Raw genomic sequence first — 24107 nt, 5'->3', positions numbered from 1 at the left:
CAAAATTGTATCAGATGAATAAGTTATTAATTGCATCTATCGTATGCTTTTTTCTGGCCTCCTGCCAGAAGACCTATGAACTGGCTGCTCCGGATGATTTTTCCGTTGAACCGGAAAAAACCAGTTATAAAATAGGTGATTCTGTGCGGTTTGTCATAAACGGAAAACCGGAGAACATTGTATTCTGGTCGGGTGAAGTAGGCCGTAAATATGAGTTTAGAAAAAGAACCGTAGTGGAAGGAAATTCCATTTCCCTCAATTTTAAGACTTTCGCCCAGTTCGGGCTCATGCCTATCGACCAGTCTGTAATAAAGGTATATGTATCAACCGATTTCAGTGGAAAATATGATGCTGCAAGTGTTAGGGCGGCTACCTGGGAAGACATTACTGATAAGGCTGTTCTTTCTTCCGGTCTGGACCAGACGCCTTCGGGGAACATTGACCTGAACAGTTTTGCTGCACGTAATAAAAGCATGGTATTGGCTTTGGCTTATAAGACCAGCGTTATAAAGCCGGAAGCACAGCAAAACCGCTGGGTAGTCCGTTCTTTTGATCTTAAGAGCACCAACCAGCAGGGAGAAGAAACCGTGCTGGCTACCATGGCTACGGCGGGCTGGACTGCTTTTAACTTTAGTGGTCCTGCTACCACCTGGAGCATTACCTCGGCCCAGCTGCTTACCGTAAGGAACAGCACTGAACTGGATGACGACTGGGTGGTAACCAAACAGTTTAATCCCAACAGTACTACACCAGATATAGGGGAATCCATTAAGAACATTTCCCAAAACCTGACCAATTATACCAGGGTATATACCAAGGCTGGCGTTTACAAAGTGACGTTTGTGGCAACCAATGCCAATTTGGAGCGATCAGCAACAGTTGTAAAGGAAATAGAATTAAACATTACCCAATGAGATTGAACAGTTTAATCGTGATGCTGATTGCTTTTGCAGGCAATAGTTATGCCCAGCAAGCTGCTTTGACAAATCAGGTGCTTCGTCTGAATTGGGAAGATACCGGCAATGGGTATAAAATAAAGCAGCTATCGGTGAAAGGCCAAAATGGATGGCGCGCATTGTCGGGCACACTGGGGCAATATACCCTGCTTTACAGCGCAGGTGAACCTAAGATGGACTCTGAGGTTAAAGATAAGGACGGGAAAGAAATTCAGTTTCCTGAGCCGGAGTACCGTTATATCATCCCTACCTGGAAAGCCAATACTTCTGCAGTTTCTTTGAATAAAGAAGGGCGTTCCATATTATTTTATCCGCAAGGGTATAAAAAAGTTGGGAATACCATCGTATTTCAACAAAAAACAGATGTCGCCACCATTGAAGCTACCTGGAAACTTGACCCTGTCTACAAAAATGATCTTCGCGTTTCTATCCGCTTAACAGCTGTTAAGGACGGGTATTATTCAATAGCGAGTCCGGCAGTTAGTGCAAATGATAAAAACCACTTTGAATGGGGCTGTATTCCCGGCGTGTTTCAGGGCAACACAATCAACAGCGATTTTACTGATGCTTATGCTTATGGCCACGGAATTCCTGACAGACCAGTTGTTGTAAGAGAAAGAACAGCAGCAGCACTTACGGCCATGCTTACCAATAAAGAAGGGATTACGCTGGCCGTTACAGCCGAGCCGGGAACAGGCAGGGACCCATGGGAATATGATAGATCTACCCAGTCGAACTGGTTACTTGGCCTGTCCCTCATTAACCGTCAGGAGCAACTGAGCCCAACCTTATATCATCCGGTATTGGGGCAGCAAAAATCCTATTTAAAAAAGGGGGAAAGCATTTCGTTCAGTTTCAGGTACACCATCAATATTTCAAACTGGTACCAGGTATACCAGCATATAGTGAATGATGTTTACCGCTTTGATGAACTGCTGCATTTAAAACAAAGCAAGCAGTCCTTATCTGATCGCATGCTACAGCTTTTAAACTATGTAAAAAAGGACAGTACTTCCCGCTGGCGGACTTTTGACTATAACGGTGGTACTATTGGTGCCCAGGAATATTTAGGTGGAGTATATGAATCGGAAAAAGATGCCGTAAAAAATGCCGACTATGGTGCAATGTGGATGCTGGCCAATATTACACAGGATTCTGTCCTTATCCATAAACGGCTTAAAGATGCACTGAACTTTAAACTGGCACAGCAAAATACAGCCGTTGGATTTTTTAACGGAGCAGCTGCAGGGCAATATTATCTTTATCGTTCAAAACGCTTTACCGAAGAATGGGGCCCCTATACCGAGCCAATAGCGACCACCTATTATATGTTGCAGGATATGGGAAATGTGTCTTTATTTGAACCCGGCAATCAGCAGCTCAAATCGGGGATCCGTTTGGCGGCCGACTGGCTGCTGACTAAAATGAAGCCGGAAGGTTATTGGGAAGTAGCTTACAACAACCACACGCAGAAACCCATGTTTGAGGACCTGAAAGATTATAGGCCTACTTTTTACGGGCTGCTGATTGCATACCAGATACTAAGGGATAAAAAATATCTGGATGCCGCTGTAAAGGCGGCCGACTGGTATATTAGAAATGCGGTAGCGCAAGGTTATTTTTTAGGAGTTTGCGGAGATGCCAGGTTTGCACCCGATTTTGCAACCGGTCAAAGCGCCCAGGCATTGCTGGATCTGTTTGAGATCACAAAAGAACCAAGGTTTAAACAGGCTGCTGTTAAAACGGCCCAATTCTACACAACTTCCATATATTCCCATCCGATTCCTGATCGGAAGGGCAAAAAAAATGGAGCAAGGCAGTTGGAGGACTGGCAGATCAGCCAGGTAGGTCTAAGTTTTGAACATGGGGGTGTTTTAGGCTCTGCTAATAACAGCGGCCCAATTTTACTGGCTAGTCATGCAGGCATGTTTGTCAGGCTTTTTCAACTGACAAAAGACTCCCTGTATCTTAAAATGGCGAGGACAGCAGCTTTGAGTAAGAATGCTTTTGTAGACCCGGCCACAGGAGTTGCATCTTATTACTGGAGTGCTATGAACAAGGGTGCCGGGCCTTTTCCTCATCATGCCTGGTGGCAGATAGGGTGGATCACCGATTACCTGATGGCCGAACTTTCATTGCGCTCGCAGGGGCGGATTGATTTTCCTTCAGGTTTTCTTGCACCTAAGGTTGGCCCACATAAAACATTTGGGTTCCGGCAGGGAAAAATATTTGATCAGCAGGGGGATCTGACTTTAATCGAAAAGCTCGTGTCATTAAACAATCCCAATATGGACTATTTATGCGCCATGAATAAGCAGGATAAGGTATTTTATCTGTTTGTACTGAATAACGATGATGAAATACAGAAAGGTGCTATTCACCTAGACCAGTCAGGTTTTATTCAAGGGTATAGTCTGGACCTGAAAACTGCTGTGCGCCTTTCTGCTTCAGGCTCAAAGCTTCCTTTTTCTATAGGTGATCACATCGAAATAAAACCTTATGGCTTGCAGGTCTATGCACTTAAATATAAATAAATCTTAAAGAAGATGTACCAGAAAACCGGCCTATGTTTATTGCTAACAGCATTCTTGTTTTTAATAACAGGAACGGCTATAGCCCAGCAGGAAAAATACCTGTTGCTGGGAACCGATTTCCAGTTTAAGGGTAAATGGTTTACTGAAGTAAATAAAGATGGCATTGGTGGCAACATTTTAAGGTTTATGGAAGGGGAGCTGGACAGCACATCCGATGCGCTAACCGTAATGAACATAGGGAAGGCAGGCCGCTATACCATTTGGATAAGGACCCCTGATTTTGAAACCTCTCCGCGAACCCGGTTGATCCAGCTTTCAGTTGGGAATGCCAGGTTAAAAAAAGCGGGCGGACATGGGAAGCCCGGATATGCCTGGGAACGTTTGGGGTATGCAGATCTGAAGAGTAGCAATGTGCTGCTACGTCTCCACAATTTTAATTTTGGCAGGTGTGATGCCATCCTGTTTGTACAGGATAGCACCCTTAATCCAAATAACCTGGACAAGAAGGTGCTTCTGTCTTGGAAAGTAGCTCCTGCCCTACAGGAAGTGCTTAGCGAAGAAAAGAAGCGCACAAGCCCCTCACTGCAACTGAGCCCTGCAGACAAGGTAATTGCAGGAATTGAAAACGACGCCTTACGTGTACAATTTGTAAGGACGGGTGCGGATCATAAGGCTATTGCCTGTAAAACAGAAGTAAAAAAGGACGGACGGTGGCAACAGGCAGGCATTCCAAACATGGAAGACCACAGGATCTTTTTAATCAGTACTGATGCTACTGCCGTCCGCTTTATTAAGTATTATCCGACCTGGGACAGCCAAACACCGAACGCCTATTTTGTTTTTAATGGCCGGAAGCATGCAGTGCAAAAGCCGGGCGCTGATATGGATCCTTTTGAAGCTGGGAATCTTAGTGAAGCCATTCCTGTATCGGCAGAAACTATTGACAAGCAAATCCTGAAAGTACAGTATGTTACCCGCAATGGTTCCAGCATCACCGGCCTTTGGTCGCTACTTCCTGCACAACAGCATATTGATCTGCGTCTGATCTGTAAGGTTGCCCGGCCGGGATATTACAGCATGGGTGTTGCAGCCTTTCAACCTGTTGTTGATCAGGAGCTGGAAAACGTGCTGATGGCGCCGATGTTTCAATATAAACGGCTCTCTGATGGCCCACAGATGATGGTCACTTCTATGATGCAGCAACCGCTTGCCATAGTTTCATCGAAAACACAACAAGGTATTTTTTCGAGCTACGTTGCCGCAGGTCCTGAATTGTTTAAAAAGGACTGGGGGTCGGTAGATTATGCCCCTGCGGGGTTTACACTAAAAAACCATAACAACCAGATACAGCCGGTTATGTTTTCACCAGTGCTGGGAATGAACGATTCGAAATGTAGCGCAGGTGAGCTGATTGAAAGAAGGTTTGTTATTGGTGTAAGGGCCGGCAACTGGGACTCGGCCATGGATTATGTATCGAAGGAGGTATTTGAGGTAAAGGATTACAGAAAACAGGAACAATCCTCGCTTACCGATGCAGTATTTAGCATGATTGAACTGGTTAAAAATGATAATGCTGCAGGTTGGGCTCCAGGATTAAAGGGTTTTTATGATATCGAAGGAGATCCTAAAACAGCTCCTACAGTGGTAAATGCTACGCCGCTGACTAATATTGCGCTCTCTGTACTGCAAAATGACGAAGAATTTTACATTAGCCGGTCGCTGCCAACAATAGAATTTACACTTTCCAGGAGCGGATACCGCTGGGCCACTGACATTGTTCCAACAGCATTTAATGCCACGCGAAAAACGCTGGAACTGAACCCTTTTAGGTCCCAGTTTACCACCTCTTACTACGCCGGTTTAGACCGTTTGCTGGAAGGGTTGAATCCCTGGCTGAAAGGTATAGCATTGCCGGGAGATAGCCTGAGAGCAGTAAAGGGTTATTCGACCGATTTTCTTCCCTGGAACCAGGCGCTTTGGGCTTACCGGCTTACCGGACAGGCCAAATGGCTGCAACTGGCAAAAAGAGATGCAGATCTTTTTATTCAGCATAAAATATATAACAATACCAATAAGTTGCTTAGCCATATCCCTTTTTACAATGCCACTTTTTATGCACCCTGGTGGGATTTGCTGGATATGTATGAGACAACAAAAGATGAAAAATATCTGAAAGCTGCAGAATACGGCGCTTACTTTACCATTGCGGGAATACGCAGCTATCCCAAAGTGGAAGACAGTCTGCAAACCATTCATCAGGGGAATCACTACGATGGTGTTACACGTATCTGGTGGAAAGGCAATCGGCCTTACCGCTTGGGCTTCCCCAGAGAAAAAGGTGATGTACAGGAAAAGAAAGTTCCGGAATGGCTCGTGTCGCCTGTAGGTCTGGGACTGGAGCAGCCCAGTACTTATTTTACCAGGGTAAAAGGCCAGACTGTTCATCCCGTGTTTATGAGCAGTTGGGCACCACACCTTTTGCGCGTGTTCCAATATGCAAACAAGCCTATTTACGAAACCTATGCCCGTAACGCGGTTATAGGTCGTTATACCAATTATCCAGGCTATTATGCTACCGGCTTTACAGATGTGCCTATGTCGGCAGATTTCCCTTATAAAGGCCCAGATGTGAGCTCTATTTATTATCACCACATCCCTCCGCATATTGCATTTAGTCTTGATTACCTGATCACAGAAACCATACAGCGCTCTAACGGAAATGTAATGTTCCCATACAGTAAGCAGGAAGGATTTGTCTGGTTTAATAACCGGGTATATGGCGGTGGGAAAGGAAAGATTTTTGGAGAGGCAGGAGCGACACTGCGTATGCATAAAGGCCTGGTCAGTATTCAGCATCCGGGAATGAATTATGTTACAGCAGTTTCCGATAAAAACTTCTGGATCCTGCTTTCCTCGGAGGCCGGGACTGAACAAAAAGTAACTATACAATGGAGTGATGCTACAGGTGCACTGAAAGAAGGGAAAGGGCTCTGCTATCTGCCGGATGGTCAGTCCATTTCGCTGGATTTTAAAGCGGCAAAAGCCGATGTTGTTGTGCCTGCAAAGGGATTCAGGGCAATTTCCATTCCCTTAGCAGCGATACCAGCATTAAAGAAATATCAGCCGGTTAAGGACGGGATGAAAGTGATAGACTTTGGGGCGCCCTGGGGCCGGATATTCCTGTTCCGCATCCGCTCTCCCTTTGGATGGGATACTTGCTACGGATTTGCAGAAACGGCCCCTTTAAATGGCTATTCTGTAAAGGTTAACTGTAATAATAAGGTGCAGGAAATAAACCAGTATCCTTATGAATGGGGTTTTAACAAACTGGCTATGGGTGAAAGTGCAACACTGGAACTTATTTTTAAAAGCGATGATGGAAAAACAAAATCAAAAAAAATTGTACTCAATGGCAATGAATAAAATTGCAGTAAGAACTATATTACTTGGTTGTTTAATGATGTCTGCTACAGTATTTTCCCAAACCGGGCCAGCACGAGGTGACCGCGATAAGATTGCGGCTTCTCAGGCTGGAGCTTCTCCGATTTATTTTGAGGTTTCTGCTTTCAATATTCCAGCCATTGAACCTGGTAATTTTAACAATGAGTTGGAATGCAATGTCAGGGGAGGTTTTCCGGGTTTTTTTGAAAAGGTAAATCAAGGTAAAAAGGTTGTGGTCGCTTTTATCGGGGGGAGCATCACCCAGGCAAATTTTGGCTACCGCCTCCAGACAGCAAGGTACCTCGAGCAGGCTTATCCTCAGGCCAGGTTTCAATGGATCAATGCGGGGGTCTCCGGTACCGGAACGGAACTGGGTGCTTTCCGGATCAAAGAACAGGTACTCAACCATAGGCCTGATCTTATTTTTATAGAATTTGCAGTTAATGGCGCCTATGCTCCCGGGATGGAGGGGATGATCCGCCAAACGATCAGAGAAAACCCTAATGCGTCTATTTGTTTGATCTACACTATTTTAACCGGTCAGACAGTTTTTTATCAAAAGAATGAACTACCGCCAAATATTAAAGGGCTGGAACAGGTTGGCATACATTACAACCTTCCTGCTGTTAATTTAGGTATGGAGGCGGCGAGCCTGGAAGCAGAGGGGAAGTTGGTCTGGAAAGGTACTCAGACTGATGAGGGTAAAATTTTGTTTTCTGAGGATGGAATTCATCCAACAACGGCAGGAGGGAACCTGTATGCAGCGGCTATAGCACGCGCCTTCAAAAAAATAGCGGCAGCAAAACAATTAAAAAAGAAGGAACTACCGGAACCATTAATTACAGCAGCCTGGGATGAGGCAACGATGGTTGACCCATCGGCTTTGGAGGGGCTGGACAATGCCTGGCAATTAATGCCGACAGATGCCAATCCTAATCTTAAAAAGTTCAATCCCTGGTTTTCAAGCGTGTTTACCGCAAGTACGCCCGGAGCTACCTTTAGTTTTCGTTTTAAGGGAGATATGTTGGGCGTATTTGATATAGGCGGACCAGAGGCTGGACAGCTGGAATGGATTATAGACGGAAAACCGGTAAAAATTATGAACAGGTTCAACAGCTATTGCAATAACCGATACCGGGGGCAGTTTGATGTAGTTAATGTGCCACAAGGCATCCATTTGGTAAAGGTCGTTCTGTCTCGCCAAAAGGCTGATAAACTCATGATACTGCCTGAAGACAAGAGAGCAGATATAATTGAGCACCCAGAAAAATACGATCAGACAGTGGCCTACCTGGGGCGGATCTTATTGAGAGGAACATTACTGAAATGAGACAGATGGGTAAGAAAATAAGAATAACATTTGGGCTTGTGTTGTGCTTAACAAGTTGTTTTATGCATTCCGTCCGTTGTGCGGAAAAGGTTCTGGTACTTAAAAGTCCCTCATCTTCTTTAACGGTTCGTGTTTTTAAGGGGGGGGATAAAGGGTTTTTTTATACGCTTTCTTTGAAAAACAGGACGCTAATACATGCTTCTCATCTAGGTTTAAGTATTGCAGGCAGGCCCTTTTTGAATCCTGCAGCTAAACTGAAACTGATCAGCAGCAATAGCATAGCAGAATCCTTTTCACTGCTCCGTCACAACTATAAGGTTAAAAATGTTTCATACAAAAGTTACCGGATTGGCATTGGCAAAAGCCTGATTGAGTTTGCTGTATTTGATCAGGGTTGCGCTATCCGTTATCATTTACCTGCTAAGCAGGTACACATTACAGCAGAGCAAACGAGTTTTGTTTTGGATGGAAGTGCAGGTGCCTGGTTCTTTGAGCGCACAAATAACTGGAAGCTTAAATCTTACGCCGGCTTGTGGACTGAAACGCGAATTGACAGTCTGGATAAAATTAGCCCTACTGGCCCTGTACAGGGAAAGCCTGTTGTGGCCCAGCTGGCAGATAAAAGTTATTTGTTTATTGCAGAAGCTGCATTGCAGGGGTACAGCGGGATGCGGCTTAAAGCCAATAAAAACAGTCTTACGGTAGATTTTACCGAAGGAGATAAAGGTTTTTATGTCCAGCCGAACCAGTTTCCTTTTACCCCCTGGCGCATCATCGGCTGGGCAGCAAACCTGAATGAGCTGGTTAATCAACCCCTGGTTGAAACATTAAATGCAAACCCCGATAGTGCTTTGTTTAAAAATACGGATTATATAATGCCGGGAAAAAGTGCCTGGAGCTGGATTACAAAGGATGGGAACTACCTGGATCCTGTTACAGAAAAAAGTATCATCGATGCCGCTGCCCGGCTAAATTATACCTATACATTAATTGACGATGGCTGGGAGGAAAAATGGAAACAAAAATGGGAGGTGCTGAAAGATCTGGTAGAATATGGCCGTAAAAAAAAGATAAAGGTCTGGGTGTGGAAGGATTCCAAGTTTTTAAGGGATGTGGTGTATCGTGATGCTTTTCTGGATACCTTGGGCCGTTTAGGTGTTGCAGGAATTAAAATAGATTTCATGAACAGTGAAGCAAAGGAGCTGATAGATTTTGAGACCAGCTTTTTAAAAGCTGCCGCTAAAAAAAAGCTGATGGTCAACTTTCATGGCTGCCAGACCTCTACAGGGGAGTATCGTACCTATCCCAATGAAATGACCAGGGAAGGTATCAGGGGAATGGAACTGAACATCATGAATGAACCCATTCCAGCATGGCACAATGCGGCGTTGCCCTTTACAAGGTTTATCATGGGACCTGCAGATTATACACCTGGACTTTTTTCCAAAAGAGGGGCAACAACACTTACGCATCAGCTGGCCCTACTTTATTTGTTTGATTCACCTTTTCAATGCATTGCCGAAAATCCGGTAACACTTTTAAAAGATACCTTATATCGTCCTATACTTCCTTTGATAAGGGATTTACCAACAACCTGGGACAGTACATTGGTCCTAAATGGAAGCAGGATAGGCCATTGCGCCATTGCAGCCAAAAAGAAAGGGAATGACTGGTATTTAGCCGCAATTAACGGGCTTGCTGCAGAAAATTCCATAACCCTGGATCTATCCTTTATAAAAGACCTGTCGGCCTATACGGCAATTGTTATCTGCGATGCTAAGGGTGCATTTTCCGCTTCATCGGTAATTCCTGCCATGTTAGATGAAAAGAATATATCCATTCCCCCTGCGGGAGGTTTTGTAGTCCATTTGAAACGGAAAGATAAATAGTGTATTTATGAAAATAGTAAGCAGTACAATAAACACTTATATTAAAATCATTTGCTTTTCAATTGCTTGTTTTTCATGTATGCAGGCGAATGGGCAAAAGACAACTGACAGTAAGGGGTTTAAAATGAGCTCAAAGGGTAAAACGTACCTGTTTAAACCCGATTTTGTAGTAATCTGCAACGAAAAAGATCCAGAGCTGGCATTAAAACCCTCAGGGTTAAAAAAAGTTTCCTACAATGTCCCAACCTGGAAAACAAGTGATCCTAACCTGGCTGATTATCATCAGCAGTCAGTTAGCGCCAGTGTTGCCGGCGATGGATTTGATGATAAAATATTGAGGAGTGCAAAGCAAGATAGAACAGCCAATATCTATCATGCAGGAAAAACATACTTTCTTACTGCAACCAAAACAGTAAATTCCGGTGATTCCATCTGCTTTATCTTTCCGGAACATGCCATGTTCAGGCTAAAGGCATGGATCATCAAAAGTGGTACACCTTATCCCAGGATAGAATTTTTATTTATACCTAAAAAAGACGGCTTTTATAGTGTAGGGTATATTGGGGCACCCTCTTTTAAAAATGGTGATGTTGATGAACTATGGCAGCCGCTGATCTGGACAGAAAAAAGGGCTCCATTGCAACCCTATCTTACCGCGTCTTTTATGGCAACAATACCCACTACGCTGGTAAATGACGGGAACAATTCAATAGGCGTACTGACAGCTTCCAGGTATTTGCCTTTTCAGCCCTTGCCGCTGCTAAGTAACAGCCAGTTTGGAATTGCATTGCTGAATGACAGATCTGAATTACAGCCCCAGGTTTTTGCCCCTATGCCGGGTGGAATGAATTCGCAGATGAAGGCAGGACATTCTTTTGAGTTTTCGATGGGCCTTATTGTTGAACCATTGAGTATCACTAAAACATATGAGCAGATAGCAACCTCTGTATTCGGGTTTAAGGATTACCGGAGCAACGCCACTGTTTCTATGAATACAACTCTGGATAACCTGATTGATTATTCGAAAACACGCTACGCCTGGTTTATTGATAGCCTGAAAGGCTTTGCTTATGCTACAGATGTACCGGGGGCAGTGAAAAATGTTTCGAGCCTGAACCCTTTGGAACTGTCTATTGTGAGGGATGATCAGGAGATGTTTGATAAAAGGGCATACCCGTTAATGGAGTTTATGCTGTCACGCGAGAAATTTCTGTTTGCGATTGACAGCAATCAGAAAATCCAATCCCCTTCCCGAAAACTAAGGGGCCCGATTGCTCCCCTATCCGAATTACAGGTATTGTCTGATGTTTTTGGTAAGAACAACTCTTTTTATGCTACCATGGCAAAAAAGGAATTTGGAACTGCACGCGTCAGAAATCTTGATGAGGAGCAGAAAGGCCGGAACTGGGTAAATGCAATGTTTATGTTTAAGCTGACCTCCGATTCGTCTTATTTGCGTTTAAGTAAGTTGCTGGCAGACCAATATCTGAAAGAAAGAGTAAATACCAGGATAAGCCAATTTGGTGATCCCTTGTTCAGCTCCAATTTTTTCTGGCCAACATTTACCAATAACTGGTCGGCCCTGCTGGAGTTATATCAACTTACTGCCGATCAGCGATATCTGGAGGCAGCAAGGGACGGGGCCAGGCATTATACCTTGTTTACCTGGATGGCCCCTGCCATACCAAATGATGCGATTACAGTGAATAAAGGGGGAAAAGCACCCATGTATTGGTACCTGAAATCAAAAGGGCACCATCAGATGTATTACCCTGAAGAAAAAGTCCCTGCATGGAGACTCTCTGAAATGGGATTAACACCTGAATCATCAGGTACTTCAACTGGTCACCGCGCTATTTTTATGTCTACCTATGCACCCTGGCTGCTGAGGATAGGCTATCAAACAAAAGATCCTTTTTTGATGAATGTAGCCAAAGCTTCTATTGTGGGGCGTTCCGAAAGTTTTCCGGGTTATCATATCAACACCGAAAGGACTACTGCCTATGAAAAAGTAGATTTTCCACTTCATGAACATAAAGACCAGAGTGTAAACTCCTTTCATTACAATCATATTCTGCCAATGGCCTCTATGTTTGTCGATTATCTGGTTTCAGATGCTTATGTAAAAAGCAATGGCAGGATTGACTTTCCAAGTGATTATATAGAGGGTTATGCTTATCTGCAGAATAAGTTTTACGGAGCTAAAAAGGGCAGTTTTTTTCAGTTTGAAAATGTTCAGCTGTGGATGCCATCCCGTTTGCTGCACATAGATGATATTGCTTTAAACTATATCAGTGCAAAAAAAGGAGATACACTATTTCTGGCTTTTATGAACCAGTCGCAGAAGGAAGTAAGTACACAAGTTTCTATAGATCCCTCGAGGGTTAATTTTTCGGACAATACCGGTTTGCGCATTTTATATCCTTCTGAGCAACCTTTGCCTTTAAAAGACGGCTCTTTCCGGATCAATGTTCCTGCGGGTGGTATTGTTGCTGTGGCTATTGCCGGTGTAAAAATCAGCAGTGGTTTTCAGGACCAGATCCTGAATGTGAAAAAAGATGAAAGGAGCGATTATACACATATCCCGGAGGGAGATACAAAGGCCTTATTGTTTAAGCTTGGTGCTTATGCACAAAAACTTTTTGTATTTCTTCAGGAAGACGATACCAGATGGAGGAAGGCCAGGATGATTTATAAGATTGATGGGAAAAGGAAACAGGTGATCGATAAAAATGAATACCCATTTGAATTTACCCTGCCCGTTGATAAAGATAAACCAATTCGTTTTTACCTGGAATTAACAGATATCCATGGAAAACTGATCAGGTCAAAAGAAACGGAATTAGGCAGATAACTAAAAAATAAAGTAATGATACGAAAAGAGGCAGAAGAAAGCCGCAGTTTAAGAATTGAAAGGTATAATGCAGATTTTGCCATAATTGGTGGCGGGATGTCTGGGGTATGCGCTGCAATAACGGCAGCCAGGCAGGGCTTAAAAGTAGTGCTTGTGCAGGACAGACCAGTTTTGGGGGGTAATGCATCCAGCGAGGTCCGGCTTTGGATACTGGGTGCTACTTCGCACATGGGCAATAACAACCGCTGGAGCAGGGAAGGGGGCATCATAGATGAACTGCTTGTAGAAAATACTTATAGAAATCCTGAAGGGAACCCTGTGATATTAGACATGATCCTGCTGGACAAAGTGAAACAGGAAAGTAATATTACTTTGCTGCTTAACACTGCCGTATATGAAGTAAATAAAATTAAAGCAGATCAGATTGACAGTATAAAGGCTTTCTGCAGCCAGAATGCTACTGAATATATAATTAGCGCCCCATTGTTTTGCGATGCCTCTGGTGATGGTATTGCAGGCTTTCTTTCGGGGGCAGCATTTAGAATGGGTGCAGAGTTAGCTGACGAATTTAATGAGCCGATGGCACCAGATGCCAGCTATGGTGAACTGCTTGGGCATTCCCTTTATTTTTATACAAAAGACATGGGCAAACCCGTTCAATTTACCGCACCGGCCTTTGCAATTGATGTTCAGAAAGAAATACCAAGATATAAAAGCTTTAATGCAAAGGAGCACGGTTGTAAGCTGTGGTGGGTAGAACATGGGGGGCGTATGGATACTGTACACGATACCGAACAGATCAAATGGGAACTGTGGAAAGTGATTTATGGGGTGTGGGACTATATCAAAAACTCAGGTAATTTTCCTGAAGCAGAAAACTATACGCTGGAGTGGGTAGGGACAATACCTGGCAAACGGGAGAGCCGCAGATTTGAAGGCGACTATATCCTTTCGCAGTCAGATTTAATAGCGCAAAAACTCCATAGTGATGGGGTAGCCTATGGAGGATGGTCTATTGATCTCCACCCTGCTGATGGAGTGTTCAGTGATCGATCACCCTGCAATCAATGGCATAGCAAAGGCATCTTTCAGATCCCCTACCGCTGCATCTACAGCCGGAACATCAAGAACCTGTTCCTTGCCGGGCGTATCATCAGTGTTAGCCATGTGGCTTTTGGTGGTACCCGGGTTATGGCCACGTGCGCTTATGTGGCACAGGCAGCGGCGGTAGCAGCGGCGCTATGTCTGAAATATAAAAAGTTGCCAGCCGAATTGTATCAGGAAAACTATTTGCCGCTTTTACAGAAGGAGCTGATAAAAACGGGTCAGTATATTCCGGGTGTAAGCTGGGAAGATAAAGAAGACCTGCTTCAGTATGCAGGGCTGCGGTCCAGCTCAAATCTGGAATTTAAAGGTTTTAGCAGGCAAAATTGCATATTTAAAGTACTTTCTACTGCTGCTGCCCAATTGCTACCTTTACAAGCCGGTAAATTTCCATCATTTAGCGTATTGCTGAGGGCCGACATACCTACTACATTGGCTGTAGAATTAAGGGTGAGCAACAAAACAGGTGGTTTTACACCTGATACGACTCTTGCAGTAAAGCACATAGAACTGCAAGCGGGAGAACAGGAAGTAAATATAAGTTTTGATATTAGTACGGATAAAGAGCAGTATGTTTTTGTTTGCTTCCTGATCAACAGCAAAGTACAGCTGGCTTATTCCGATCAAAGAATTACCGGTATGCTCTCTGTTTTTAATGGAGTGAACAAGGCTGTTTCCAACAATGGCAAACAGCTGGCTCCCGATGGATCTGGAGTTGAGAGTTTTGAGTTTTGGTGCCCACAGAGGAGGCCGGAAGGCCAGAATATCGCTTTGCAGTTTAAACAAGCCATTCATACTTTTGTAGTTGGCCATATCAGAAACGGAACTGACCGGCCAACCGTACAACCCAATGCCTGGGTGGCAGATCCCAGTGATCCTGCGCCTGCCATTGAATTGGCATGGGAACAGACAAGGTTTATTAACCGGATTGACCTGGTCTTTGACACAGATACAGATCATGCTATGGAGTCGGTACTCATGACACATCCCGAAACTGTAATGCCTTTTTGCGTAAGGGATTATCATATTGAAGATGGAGATGGAAAGGTTATTTACCAAAAAACCGGCAATTATCATACAAGGAACGAAATCATATTTGACACGCCTTTACAAACTAAAAAACTAAAAGTTATATTGACGCATCCATCAGTTCATGTACCAGCGTCCTTGTTCTCTTTGAGATGTTATTCACCAAATCAATTTTAATCATGATAGATACAATAGTCGTAGTCGTTTTTTCTATTTTCATCATGCTGGTAGGCATCAGTTTTTCCAAAACGGGAAGAAACTTAAAATCCTTTTTTGCAGGGGGCGAATCTGTTCCCTGGTTTATTGGTGGTTTATCCTTATTCATGAGTTTTTTTTCTGCAGGAACTTTTGTTGTCTGGGGTGCAATTGCCTATCAACACGGATGGGTAGCGGTTACTATTCAATGGACGATGTGTATCGGCGCGTTAATTACCGGTCTTTACCTTGCGCCAAGGTGGAAAGCCACCGGCAACCTTACCGCAGCCGAGTTTATCAAGGCAAGACTGGGCAGCAATGTTCAGAAAAGCTACATTTTTATATTCACCATTGTGTCAGTATTTATTAAAGGGTCAGTTCTATACTCTGTGGCCAAACTGGTTTCTGGCTCACTGGACTATCCGCTGATGCAGGTTACAGTTGTGCTGGGAATTTTAATGATTTCCTACACGGCTATAGGCGGCTTATGGGCAGTGATGGTTACAGATATTTTACAATTCGTAGTGCTTACAGCTGCGGTGCTGATTATTTTGCCCATGGTATTTAACGAGGTAGGTGGTGTGCAGGGCTTTATAGACAAAGCTCCGGATGATTTTTTCAACCTGGTTCATGGCGAATATACCTGGGGTTTTATCTTTGCCTTTGCCATATACCATATCTTTTATATTGGTGGCAACTGGACATTTGTACAGCGCTATACCAGTGTAGATTCACCTAAAAGTGCTTCAAAGGTAGCTTATCTTTTTGCCGGCCTGTATATTTTAAGCCCTGTGCTTTGGATGTTGCCACCGATGGCTTACCGGGTTATTAATCCGGCACTTTCGGGACTGGATGCCGAGAATGCCTACATTATGGTTTGTAAACAGGTGCTTCCGGCAGGGCTCCTGGGCTTAATGCTGACGGGTATGTATTTCTCCACTTCGGCATCTGCCAATACAGCACTTAATGTGGTATCGGCAGTATTTACCAATGACATCTACAAAGGATCTGTAAATCCTGATGCCGATGATAAAAAACTAATGTTCGTAGCGCGGGCTTCTTCCTGGTTTTTTGGTCTGCTGATGATCGTGATTGCGCTGGGCGTTCCCTATATAGGTGGTATTGTTGAGTTTACATTAAGTGTGGGGGCCCTAACGGGAGGGCCGTTACTGCTGCCGCCAATCTGGTCCCTGTTTTCAAAGCGCCTGTCCGGGAAAGCAACTATTTATATCACGTTGATATCACTTTCGGTAAATGTGGTATTTAAGATGATCATACCTTTTATAGATGGTTATAAATTATCAAGGGCCAATGAAATGTTGGTGGGGGTTTTACTGCCGTTTTTCATGTTGTTGATTTATGAGATCGTCAGAAGAAAGACTAAAGTAAGTCAGGATTACGAGAACTACCTGGTATATAAAGCAGACAAGAAGCAGGCCGCTGTAGCTATTGACGATGAAGAGCTGCAGATGATAAAAAAGCAAAATGTATTTGGTTTAAAAATGATCAGCTTCTCCTTATTGTTTATGTCTGTTTTACTGTTGCTGCTGGCTTTTATTACTTCAAAAGGAAATGGGTTAGTGGTTATCATTGCTATTGTCATCATGTTTGGTGCAATTATTCCCTGGAGGGCTTCAAGACGTAAAGCGGCATGATGTTGCAGTTGGCCATCATGTATTGGCAAGATTTGATTAATTTCTAAAACTCCGCCGATATTCTAAAGGCGATTTTTCGGTTTGCAATTTAAAGTATCTGTTAAAGTTTGATAAATTACTAAAACCTGAGTCGCGGCAAACTGAATTTACACTGTCGTTGCTTTCCCTTAACAATTTACAGGCATGTTCGATTCTTACCGCAATCAAAAAATCGAAGTAAGTTCTGCCGGTACGTGATTTAAAATAGTGACAAAATGCATTAGGGACCATATGGATTACATTGGCAATTTGTTCCAGCTTGATTTCTTTATAAAAATTATCCATTGTATATAGATAAACCATGGTTAACCTGGTTTCATCTATTTTTTTAAAAGTTTTTTTTTCATTGTAAGCTGATAGGCCCACTATTTCTTCAGATACACCAATTTTGTTTAAGAGCTGTAAGACTAAAGGTAGCTGCTCGTAATGAAGGGATGATTCGATTTTTTTTAAATATTCAATCACAGCCAGTTTTGTTTGTTCAGGAATTAAAAGACCTTTCTTTGCTTTATCAAGCAGGTCTTTGATAACGATATTTTCAGGAAGCTTCAAGAAATCATTCCCTAGTTTATAAGGATCAAAATGCAGGGTTAACAATTGCAGTGGAACAATTCTTTTTGCGTGTTTCATGGCATAATCATAATATCTGTTGCTTTCAAATTTGAACATGTGCGGGATATTTGTACCTATCAGAATCATCGCGCCGCTTGAAATCCTTTTTGAGGTATGCCCTATGGAGAAAGTCCCTTCACCCGACCTAACATAAACGAGTTCTATTTCCTGATGATTGTGGAAGTTGTTCAGTGCATGATAAGCGCTTCCTTCTGCCAATGTGATTGTAGAAGTTGTAGCTTTTAATACTTGTTCAATAAAATCCTTCATTTATACTATATCTATATAAAAATAGTAAAAATAGAACTAATATTATTAATATAATATTAGTTCTGCTTAAAATTTAACAAAGGAAGCTGTAAGCAGGTGTATAGCTTTGTATTAAATATTTAAGAGATGAAAGGTAACATATTTACGATGGAGCTTATTGAAGCTTCTATTGAGGACATTGATTTAGTAGGTGGTAAAAATGCATCACTTGGAGAGATGTTGCAGAAAATTACGCCCTTAGGTGTAAACATACCTGATGGGTTTATTGTAACCAGTTCAGCATATTTCCAATTTATTAAAGACAATGGTTTGGAGCAACAAATAAAAAATATTGTTGAACAGGCAAATATTGATCAGCTGAAAGCGCTGTCATCATGCGGCAATCAAATCAGGCAATTGATACAAAACGGACAGTTTTCTTCACAAATGGAAACTGAAATTACAGGTGCTTATAGAAAATTGATAGGTGATAACGAAGATAAGCTGGGGGTTGCTGTCCGTTCATCCGCAACTGCTGAAGATCTTCCAGACGCATCTTTTGCAGGGCAGCAAGATACTTTTCTAAATATCAGAGGGACTGGAAAGCTGCTTATTGCAATTAAAAACTGTTTCGCATCACTATTTACAGACCGGGCGATTAGCTATAGGGAATCTTTTGACTTCGGTCACTTTAATATTGGTCTTTCTGTTTGTATCCAAAAAATGGTGCGCTCTGACATAGGCGTTTCTGGTGTTGCATTTTCAATTGATACGGAAAGTGGTTTTAAAGATGCTGTCATTATTAATGGTTCGTATGGTTTAGGTGAAATGATTGTGCAGGGGGCAATTAATCCTGATGAATTTATTGTTTATAAACCACTGCTTAAAAAAGGATTTAAGGCTATCATAGAGAAAAAACTGGGTAAAAAACAAGAACAGATGGTTTATGGAGTGCAACAAGGGAAAGCTGTTGAAGTGATCAGAACACCTGTTAAAGATGCAAAACGATTTTGTTTAACTGATCGCCAAATACTTCAGCTTAGCAATTGGGTGATGATGATTGAAGCATATTATACAAAGTTGAAAGGTCACTGGTGTCCAATGGATGTGGAGTGGGCGGTGGATGGCATCACCGGCGAGCTTTTTATTGTACAGGCAAGACCGGAAACCATACATTCCCGTAACAAGGTTGATTATATTACGGAATACCAGATTAATGATACCGAGCGCCTGCAAAAAATTATACTGACTGGTGTAGCTGTTGGTAATAAAATCGCATCTGGTAGGGTACACAATTTGGTGGGGCTTGAAAAACACCTTATTCATGAAATCAATTTTTTACCAGGAGATATTATGGTAACCGAAATGACTGATCCGGATTGGGAACCTGTGATGAAAAAAGCCGCTGCAATTATTACTAATAAAGGCGGAAGGACCTGCCATGCTGCGATTGTTGCGCGGGAATTAGGGGTGCCCGCCATAGTAGGGTGTGATAATGCTACAGAAATATTGAAAACGAGCGAAGAAATTACCGTTTCCTGCGCAGAGGGAGAAACCGGTATTGTATATAGAGGCAGAATTGCCTTTACAAAGAAAGAACATCGCATTTCTGATTTACCAGAAATCAATACTCCGGTTATGATGAACATAGGGTCTCCGGATATTGCGTTTCGTTATGCCCATTATCCTGCAAAAGGGGTTGGACTTGCGCGCGAGGAATTTATTATTAACAATTACATCAAAATTCATCCATTGGCACTTCTCGGACATGAATATTTAGGAGATGCCGGGCTAACGACACTGATCAGGGAAACAATTTCGGGATATGAGAGCGAAGAGCAGTATTTCATTGAAAAACTATCTTACGGAATAGCAAAAATTGCAGCTGCTTATTATCCAAATAAGGTTGTAGTTCGTTTTTCTGACTTTAAAACCAACGAGTATTATAACATGCCAGGGGGAAAGTATTTTGAACCTGCTGAGGAAAACCCGATGATTGGATGGAGGGGGGCTTCCAGATATTATTCGGACGTGTATAAAGCGGCTTTTGGGATGGAATGTAAAGCTATTAAAAACGTACGCGAAAACATGGGCCTGGACAATGTAATTGTTATGATTCCATTTTGCAGAACCGTTGATGAACTTTCATTGGTGTATAAAACAATGGAAGAGTTTGGCTTAAAACGTGGACAAAATAAGCTGGAAGTATATCTGATGGCAGAAGTTCCTTCCAACGTAATTTTAGCAGAACAATTTGCTGAACAGATTGATGGCTTTTCTATTGGTTCGAACGATCTTACCCAATTGATATTGGGGCTAGACAGAGATTCCTCATTAGTTGCCAACCTATACAACGAACGAAATGATGCAGTGAAAATAATGATCTCCAGCCTGATCAGATCAGCAAAAAAAATGAACGTAAAAGTTGGGATATGCGGACAGGGACCGTCTGATTATCCGGATTTTGCACAATTTTTAGTAGAAGAAGGGATCGACTCTATATCAGTTACTCCTGATTCCTTTATGAAAACTGTAAATGCAATAAAGGAAATCGAGGATAAATTGGCTGTTAAAGTGATGGGCTAAAACGTTATCTTACCAGGAGGGGGACATTTTTACAGATCTAACAAGAAAACCATTATGATCTTGTATGTTTCCTCCTGGTATCCCTAAACGTAGATAATTAAGGCCAAAATAGGTATTGCGTTCAAACGGTTTTTCAGTAATGAGGTGATCGTTTAAGTATAACCAGGACTTTCCTTTTTGCATATCCCATGTCAGCCTGATTTTAAATGGTTTATCCATAAACGGCATATCTTGCGGTTTTATGGTGTGATAAATTACTGCACTTTTGGATGCCAATGAATCGTAAGAAACCGAAAAATTGTCGGTTATTGCCAGTATGATCCCCTTATTACCAGGGTTACTGATGACATTGATAAGCAGTTTACCTTTTGTGGCTATTGGGAAATTCCAAACGGCATCTTGAGTTCCATCAGTTTTACGGATCAGCAATCCCTTTTGGCTTAAAGAAAAAGCGGATCCCATGCTTGTCAAACCATCGTTATTAAAAAATGTCCATTTGGCTAAGTTCTCAGAAAAATCATCAGTTTGCGTAGTTTGCTCAAGCCAGTTTGGATCAAACTTAACAATAGCTCGTTCTTCTGCCTGGCCCGAAACCAATACGATTTTCCCATCGGCAGATTGTATGGCAGATGGATATGCAGTGCCCCTGTCACCTTTTTCCATCTGTTTTGTCGATGGGCTTGTGAGTACTTCTCTAAACCCTTTCCATGTTTTTCCTTCATCAGATGATATGGCAGCATGTAGTGTTTCCCGGCCACCAAGTGCATAGGTTCTTTTGTTATCCCATCGCTGGTTGCTGTTCCAAAACATAACAATCCGGTTGTCTGCAAGTCGCAAGGTGGCGGCCGGTGAGTCTGAAGAAATAAACTTTGTAGGCTCTGGTTGGTGCCAGCTTGTACCTGAATCAGTGGAAAAAGACTGGTAGGTAACACCTTTATTGGTACGGATCAGCATCCATATTTTTCCGTCAGATAGTTCTATAATATTTGGTTCAACACCGCCATATCGGGTGGTTTGTGTTGATTCTATGGGTATTTTTAAATCATTTTCAGAAGATTGCCAGCTTTTTCCCATGTTGTCAGAATAAAGGGCACCAATGTCATGTAAACCATAATCAGTACTATTGTTGCTTGGTTTCTGGCTTCTTGCCGGTATTGCCTTCGCAAAGACCAATAAAAATCTTTTATTCTTTAACTGAATGAAACCCCTGATAGAACCAACATAACCATGGTAAATTTCTGTTGGTTCCGACCAATCTTTGCCATTGTTAAGCGTATGGCAGTACCACAAATTGAGATGCCTGCCTCGATAACCGTTTTTGCCTTCGCCGAAGATGTGGAAGATACAATGCAAGTTGCCTTCGGCATCTTTAAGTAGGGCGTTGGCATAATAAGCCTGTCCTGGCAGGTCAAATTCTTTTCGTGCTGCAGTCCAGGATAATCCATTGTCTGCAGAAGAAACCGACATGAGTTTGTTAGCATCTCCTGGTCTGTTTACAAAAAAAACTTTAATCTCGTTTTGCGAAGTACGTAATATGGTCGCTTCATTGCCAGGTCCCTTAGCAACAATAACTGGCTGATGAATACTACCGGCTTTTTTAGGTACTTTTCTTACCCGCATTCCAAATGAGTTTTCTTCCGGGAATGAATCTTTTAATGAAGCTATTCCACTATCATAATTTCTGTCGATAGAGAATGATATCAATCCAATGGATAACAGAATGAAAGAAAGTCTAATTTTTGTTGATGAAATCCTTTTCATATAATTTAACTCTAAGATCACCAAACATTGTTGTAACCCATAATTCGCCCGGATTTCGTTCTAAAAGATAGGGGTAAGATATTTGGGTGCCCTTTTTTGTTGTTTTTGCAAAGACAGTGGGTTTCGTCCATGTTTTTCCGTCATCCTCAGAAAACTTGATGGTTAATTCCTCCCGATGGTTACTTACCGGCACTTCAGACCACTGGTTGTCACCGCCTCTTAAAGGGTAGTCCGTTTTACCCTGGGGGTAGTATCTGTTCCATATGAGTACCAGACGACCGCTCTTTAATCGCTTTAGCATACCGGGAGCAGAGCTGGCATCAAAATCTGTTGCTTTGTAAGCTCCCCAATTTATACCGTTGTCACTGGAATAGGTTTCCCAGAATTTACCCCAATTGGTACGCAATAACATCCAAAGACGTCCGTCACGAAGTTGTTCTAATGTGGACTCTGTTACTCCTCCATGGTTTCCTACGCCGCCAAGGTCTATAATGTTGCTTCTTTTCCAGTTTTTACCATCATCACTGCTGGTATAAGTTACCACAGCGTGTCTGCCGGGATTGTGGCGCATCATCATCGAGGTAAAAACAACTTTGCCATCTTTTGTTTCGATCATATCCCTTATGGCTCCAGTCCAATCGTCATGCAGTTTCTGAAGGTTAGTCCAGGTTTTACCTCCATCCAGACTTCTTACTGCATAAGTTGGTAAGATTGCCCCTGGAGAGTCTCTGATATCTTTCTGCCAGTTCCAGTTTGCCTTTTCTTTGTCATTTGCGAAAGCGAGTATTATGGTACCACTTTTGGTATATACCAGTGCTCTTTCAATCCGGATGGCAAATTTATCCGGTTCATTAAAAATAGGGTACGATTTCCATGTTTTCCCATTGTCTTTACTTATAAAACTGTATATGCTGTCTACGGTAAGCAGGCTCCCATCGGGTAAATTTATAAAAGGGCCCATCTTTAAGCCATTTATTTCTTTCACATTTTTAGCAATCCATACTCCATTTGTGGTTAACTTTCCGCCCTTTGTATTGACGGTATCAGCAAATACAAAGTTGAGGGCAGCATTACTTTTTAGAGGCCTTAAACCGAAAGACACAATGATCAGAACGGATGCCAGGATAAGTTTTGTTTTCATACCATGTTATTTTTGTTGATTAATGATTTTTATCAATGCATCAGACATTATTTTCTGCCCTGCATCATTGGGGTGCATGCCATCAAGCAACAAGACGTCTACGCCATCAGTTTGATGAAAAGCATTTTTATAAAACAAGGCCCATACATCCACCAGGGGTATTTCTTGTTGCTTAGCCAGGCGTTTGGTTGCCTTCATGTATTTTTTTAACCTTTTATGGCGCCAGCTTTCATATTTTTTTCCAATTGGGTTCGGCGTCATCAGGATGGGCTTGATCTTACTTTTCTTTGCCTGGTCAATAAAATAGGAGAGGTTGTTGCAGTATTGTTCTATAGATAGCCGGGAAGGGCTTTCCTTACCATTATCCTGCCAGGCATCGTTGATCCCGAAACTGATGACTAACCAGCTGGGTGCGTTGGTCAATACATCTTTTTCAAATCTATCCATTCCATGAGCTACCCTGTGGAGGTTATTGTCTTTTATGTAGCCGGAATGGCTACCAGGTACACCGGCATTGATTACACAAGAAGCTATGCCCAGCTGTGATAAGGTATCCTGAAGCCTGACAGCATACACTTTGCTGACAGTTTTTCTGGGGGCAGTGGTCGAATTACCAAAAGCCACAATTTTTAAGGTGTCTTGTGCCTGTGAATTGGTCCAAATAGTGGCTATCAGTAATAATGAGATACTGAAACGGATCTTTTTTACACAATGGGATTCAGTTCTTACCAT

At 42.5% G+C, this 24107-nt stretch carries 13 protein-coding genes; 9 read left to right on the top strand and 4 right to left on the bottom strand.

What is annotated here, in order from left to right; genetic code table 11:
* The first annotated feature begins 14 nt into the window (after positions 1-14).
* From PHEP_RS17885 to PHEP_RS17850, 8 genes are all read left to right on the top strand, one after another.
* Positions 15-914, top strand: a complete 900-nt coding sequence (locus PHEP_RS17885; protein ID WP_143715773.1) for a DUF5017 domain-containing protein — start codon at positions 15-17, stop codon at positions 912-914.
* Entirely contained in the window at positions 911-3490 is a 2580-nt protein-coding gene (locus PHEP_RS17880) for a hypothetical protein (RefSeq protein WP_015809393.1), read from the top strand. Before PHEP_RS17885 ends, PHEP_RS17880 begins: the two co-directional genes overlap by 4 nt.
* Before the next feature lie 12 nt (positions 3491-3502).
* On the top strand, positions 3503-6913 hold the full coding sequence (locus tag PHEP_RS17875) for a hypothetical protein (protein ID WP_015809392.1): 3411 nt from the start codon (positions 3503-3505) through the stop codon (positions 6911-6913).
* A complete protein-coding gene (locus PHEP_RS17870; protein ID WP_202901255.1) occupies positions 6900-8261 on the top strand; it encodes an SGNH/GDSL hydrolase family protein in 1362 nt (453 codons plus the stop codon). The genes PHEP_RS17875 and PHEP_RS17870 overlap by 14 nt, the downstream gene beginning before the upstream one ends.
* Positions 8262-8323: 62 nt before the next feature.
* The gene (locus tag PHEP_RS17865) at positions 8324-10150 is read left to right on the top strand and encodes a glycoside hydrolase family 97 protein (RefSeq protein ID WP_143715772.1); all 1827 of its coding nucleotides are present in this window, start codon (positions 8324-8326) and stop codon (positions 10148-10150) included.
* Positions 10151-10274: 124 nt separating this feature from the next.
* The gene (locus tag PHEP_RS17860) at positions 10275-13004 is read left to right on the top strand and encodes a hypothetical protein (RefSeq protein ID WP_202901254.1); all 2730 of its coding nucleotides are present in this window, start codon (positions 10275-10277) and stop codon (positions 13002-13004) included.
* Between the two features lie 15 nt (positions 13005-13019).
* Complete coding sequence (locus PHEP_RS17855; protein ID WP_015809388.1) at positions 13020-15314, top strand: FAD-dependent oxidoreductase; 2295 nt, start codon at positions 13020-13022, stop codon at positions 15312-15314.
* A 2-nt stretch (positions 15315-15316) separates the two neighbouring features.
* A complete protein-coding gene (locus PHEP_RS17850; protein ID WP_015809387.1) occupies positions 15317-16987 on the top strand; it encodes a sodium:solute symporter family protein in 1671 nt (556 codons plus the stop codon).
* 36 nt (positions 16988-17023) lie between these two features.
* Here PHEP_RS17850 and PHEP_RS17845 read toward each other — a convergent pair whose 3' ends face one another.
* Entirely contained in the window at positions 17024-17908 is an 885-nt protein-coding gene (locus PHEP_RS17845; protein WP_015809386.1) for an AraC family transcriptional regulator, read from the bottom strand.
* 126 nt (positions 17909-18034) lie between these two features.
* Here PHEP_RS17845 and ppsA point away from each other — a divergent pair, with 126 nt between their 5' ends.
* Positions 18035-20473 (top strand): phosphoenolpyruvate synthase, encoded by a 2439-nt coding sequence (gene ppsA / locus PHEP_RS17840; protein WP_015809385.1) that lies wholly within the window; start codon positions 18035-18037, stop codon positions 20471-20473.
* Positions 20474-20482: 9 nt separating this feature from the next.
* On the opposite strand, the gene PHEP_RS17835 is transcribed toward ppsA, so the two are convergent.
* Genes PHEP_RS17835 through PHEP_RS17825 form a run of 3 tightly spaced genes read right to left on the bottom strand, consistent with a single transcriptional unit; the run spans position 20483 to position 24107 of the window.
* Entirely contained in the window at positions 20483-22234 is a 1752-nt protein-coding gene (locus PHEP_RS17835) for a sialidase family protein (protein WP_015809384.1), read from the bottom strand.
* Positions 22206-23375, bottom strand: a complete 1170-nt coding sequence (locus PHEP_RS17830) for a sialidase family protein (RefSeq protein ID WP_015809383.1) — start codon at positions 23373-23375, stop codon at positions 22206-22208. The genes PHEP_RS17835 and PHEP_RS17830 overlap by 29 nt, the downstream gene beginning before the upstream one ends.
* Positions 23376-23381: 6 nt before the next feature.
* On the bottom strand, positions 23382-24107 hold the full coding sequence (locus tag PHEP_RS17825; protein WP_015809382.1) for an SGNH/GDSL hydrolase family protein: 726 nt from the start codon (positions 24105-24107) through the stop codon (positions 23382-23384).

The sequence above is a fragment of the Pedobacter heparinus DSM 2366 genome, from assembly GCF_000023825.1.
Classification (GTDB): domain Bacteria; phylum Bacteroidota; class Bacteroidia; order Sphingobacteriales; family Sphingobacteriaceae; genus Pedobacter; species Pedobacter heparinus.
This window is presented reverse-complemented; position numbering and strand designations above follow the sequence as displayed.

Bases quoted from the DNA above. Each gene is read 5' to 3' on its own strand.
- ppsA (WP_015809385.1), top strand. From the start codon at position 18,035: ATGAAAGGTAACATATTTACGATGGAGCTTATTGAAGCTTCTATTGAG.
- PHEP_RS17875 (WP_015809392.1), top strand. From the start codon at position 3,503: ATGTACCAGAAAACCGGCCTATGTTTATTGCTAACAGCATTCTTGTTT.
- PHEP_RS17865 (WP_143715772.1), top strand. From the start codon at position 8,324: ATGCATTCCGTCCGTTGTGCGGAAAAGGTTCTGGTACTTAAAAGTCCC.
- PHEP_RS17845 (WP_015809386.1), bottom strand. From the start codon at position 17,908: ATGAAGGATTTTATTGAACAAGTATTAAAAGCTACAACTTCTACAATC.
- PHEP_RS17860 (WP_202901254.1), top strand. From the start codon at position 10,275: ATGAGCTCAAAGGGTAAAACGTACCTGTTTAAACCCGATTTTGTAGTA.
- PHEP_RS17870 (WP_202901255.1), top strand. From the start codon at position 6,900: ATGGCAATGAATAAAATTGCAGTAAGAACTATATTACTTGGTTGTTTA.
- PHEP_RS17835 (WP_015809384.1), bottom strand. From the start codon at position 22,234: ATGAAAAGGATTTCATCAACAAAAATTAGACTTTCTTTCATTCTGTTA.
- PHEP_RS17850 (WP_015809387.1), top strand. From the start codon at position 15,317: ATGATAGATACAATAGTCGTAGTCGTTTTTTCTATTTTCATCATGCTG.
- PHEP_RS17880 (WP_015809393.1), top strand. From the start codon at position 911: ATGAGATTGAACAGTTTAATCGTGATGCTGATTGCTTTTGCAGGCAAT.
- PHEP_RS17885 (WP_143715773.1), top strand. From the start codon at position 15: ATGAATAAGTTATTAATTGCATCTATCGTATGCTTTTTTCTGGCCTCC.
- PHEP_RS17830 (WP_015809383.1), bottom strand. From the start codon at position 23,375: ATGAAAACAAAACTTATCCTGGCATCCGTTCTGATCATTGTGTCTTTC.
- PHEP_RS17855 (WP_015809388.1), top strand. From the start codon at position 13,020: ATGATACGAAAAGAGGCAGAAGAAAGCCGCAGTTTAAGAATTGAAAGG.
- PHEP_RS17825 (WP_015809382.1), bottom strand. From the start codon at position 24,107: ATGGTAAGAACTGAATCCCATTGTGTAAAAAAGATCCGTTTCAGTATC.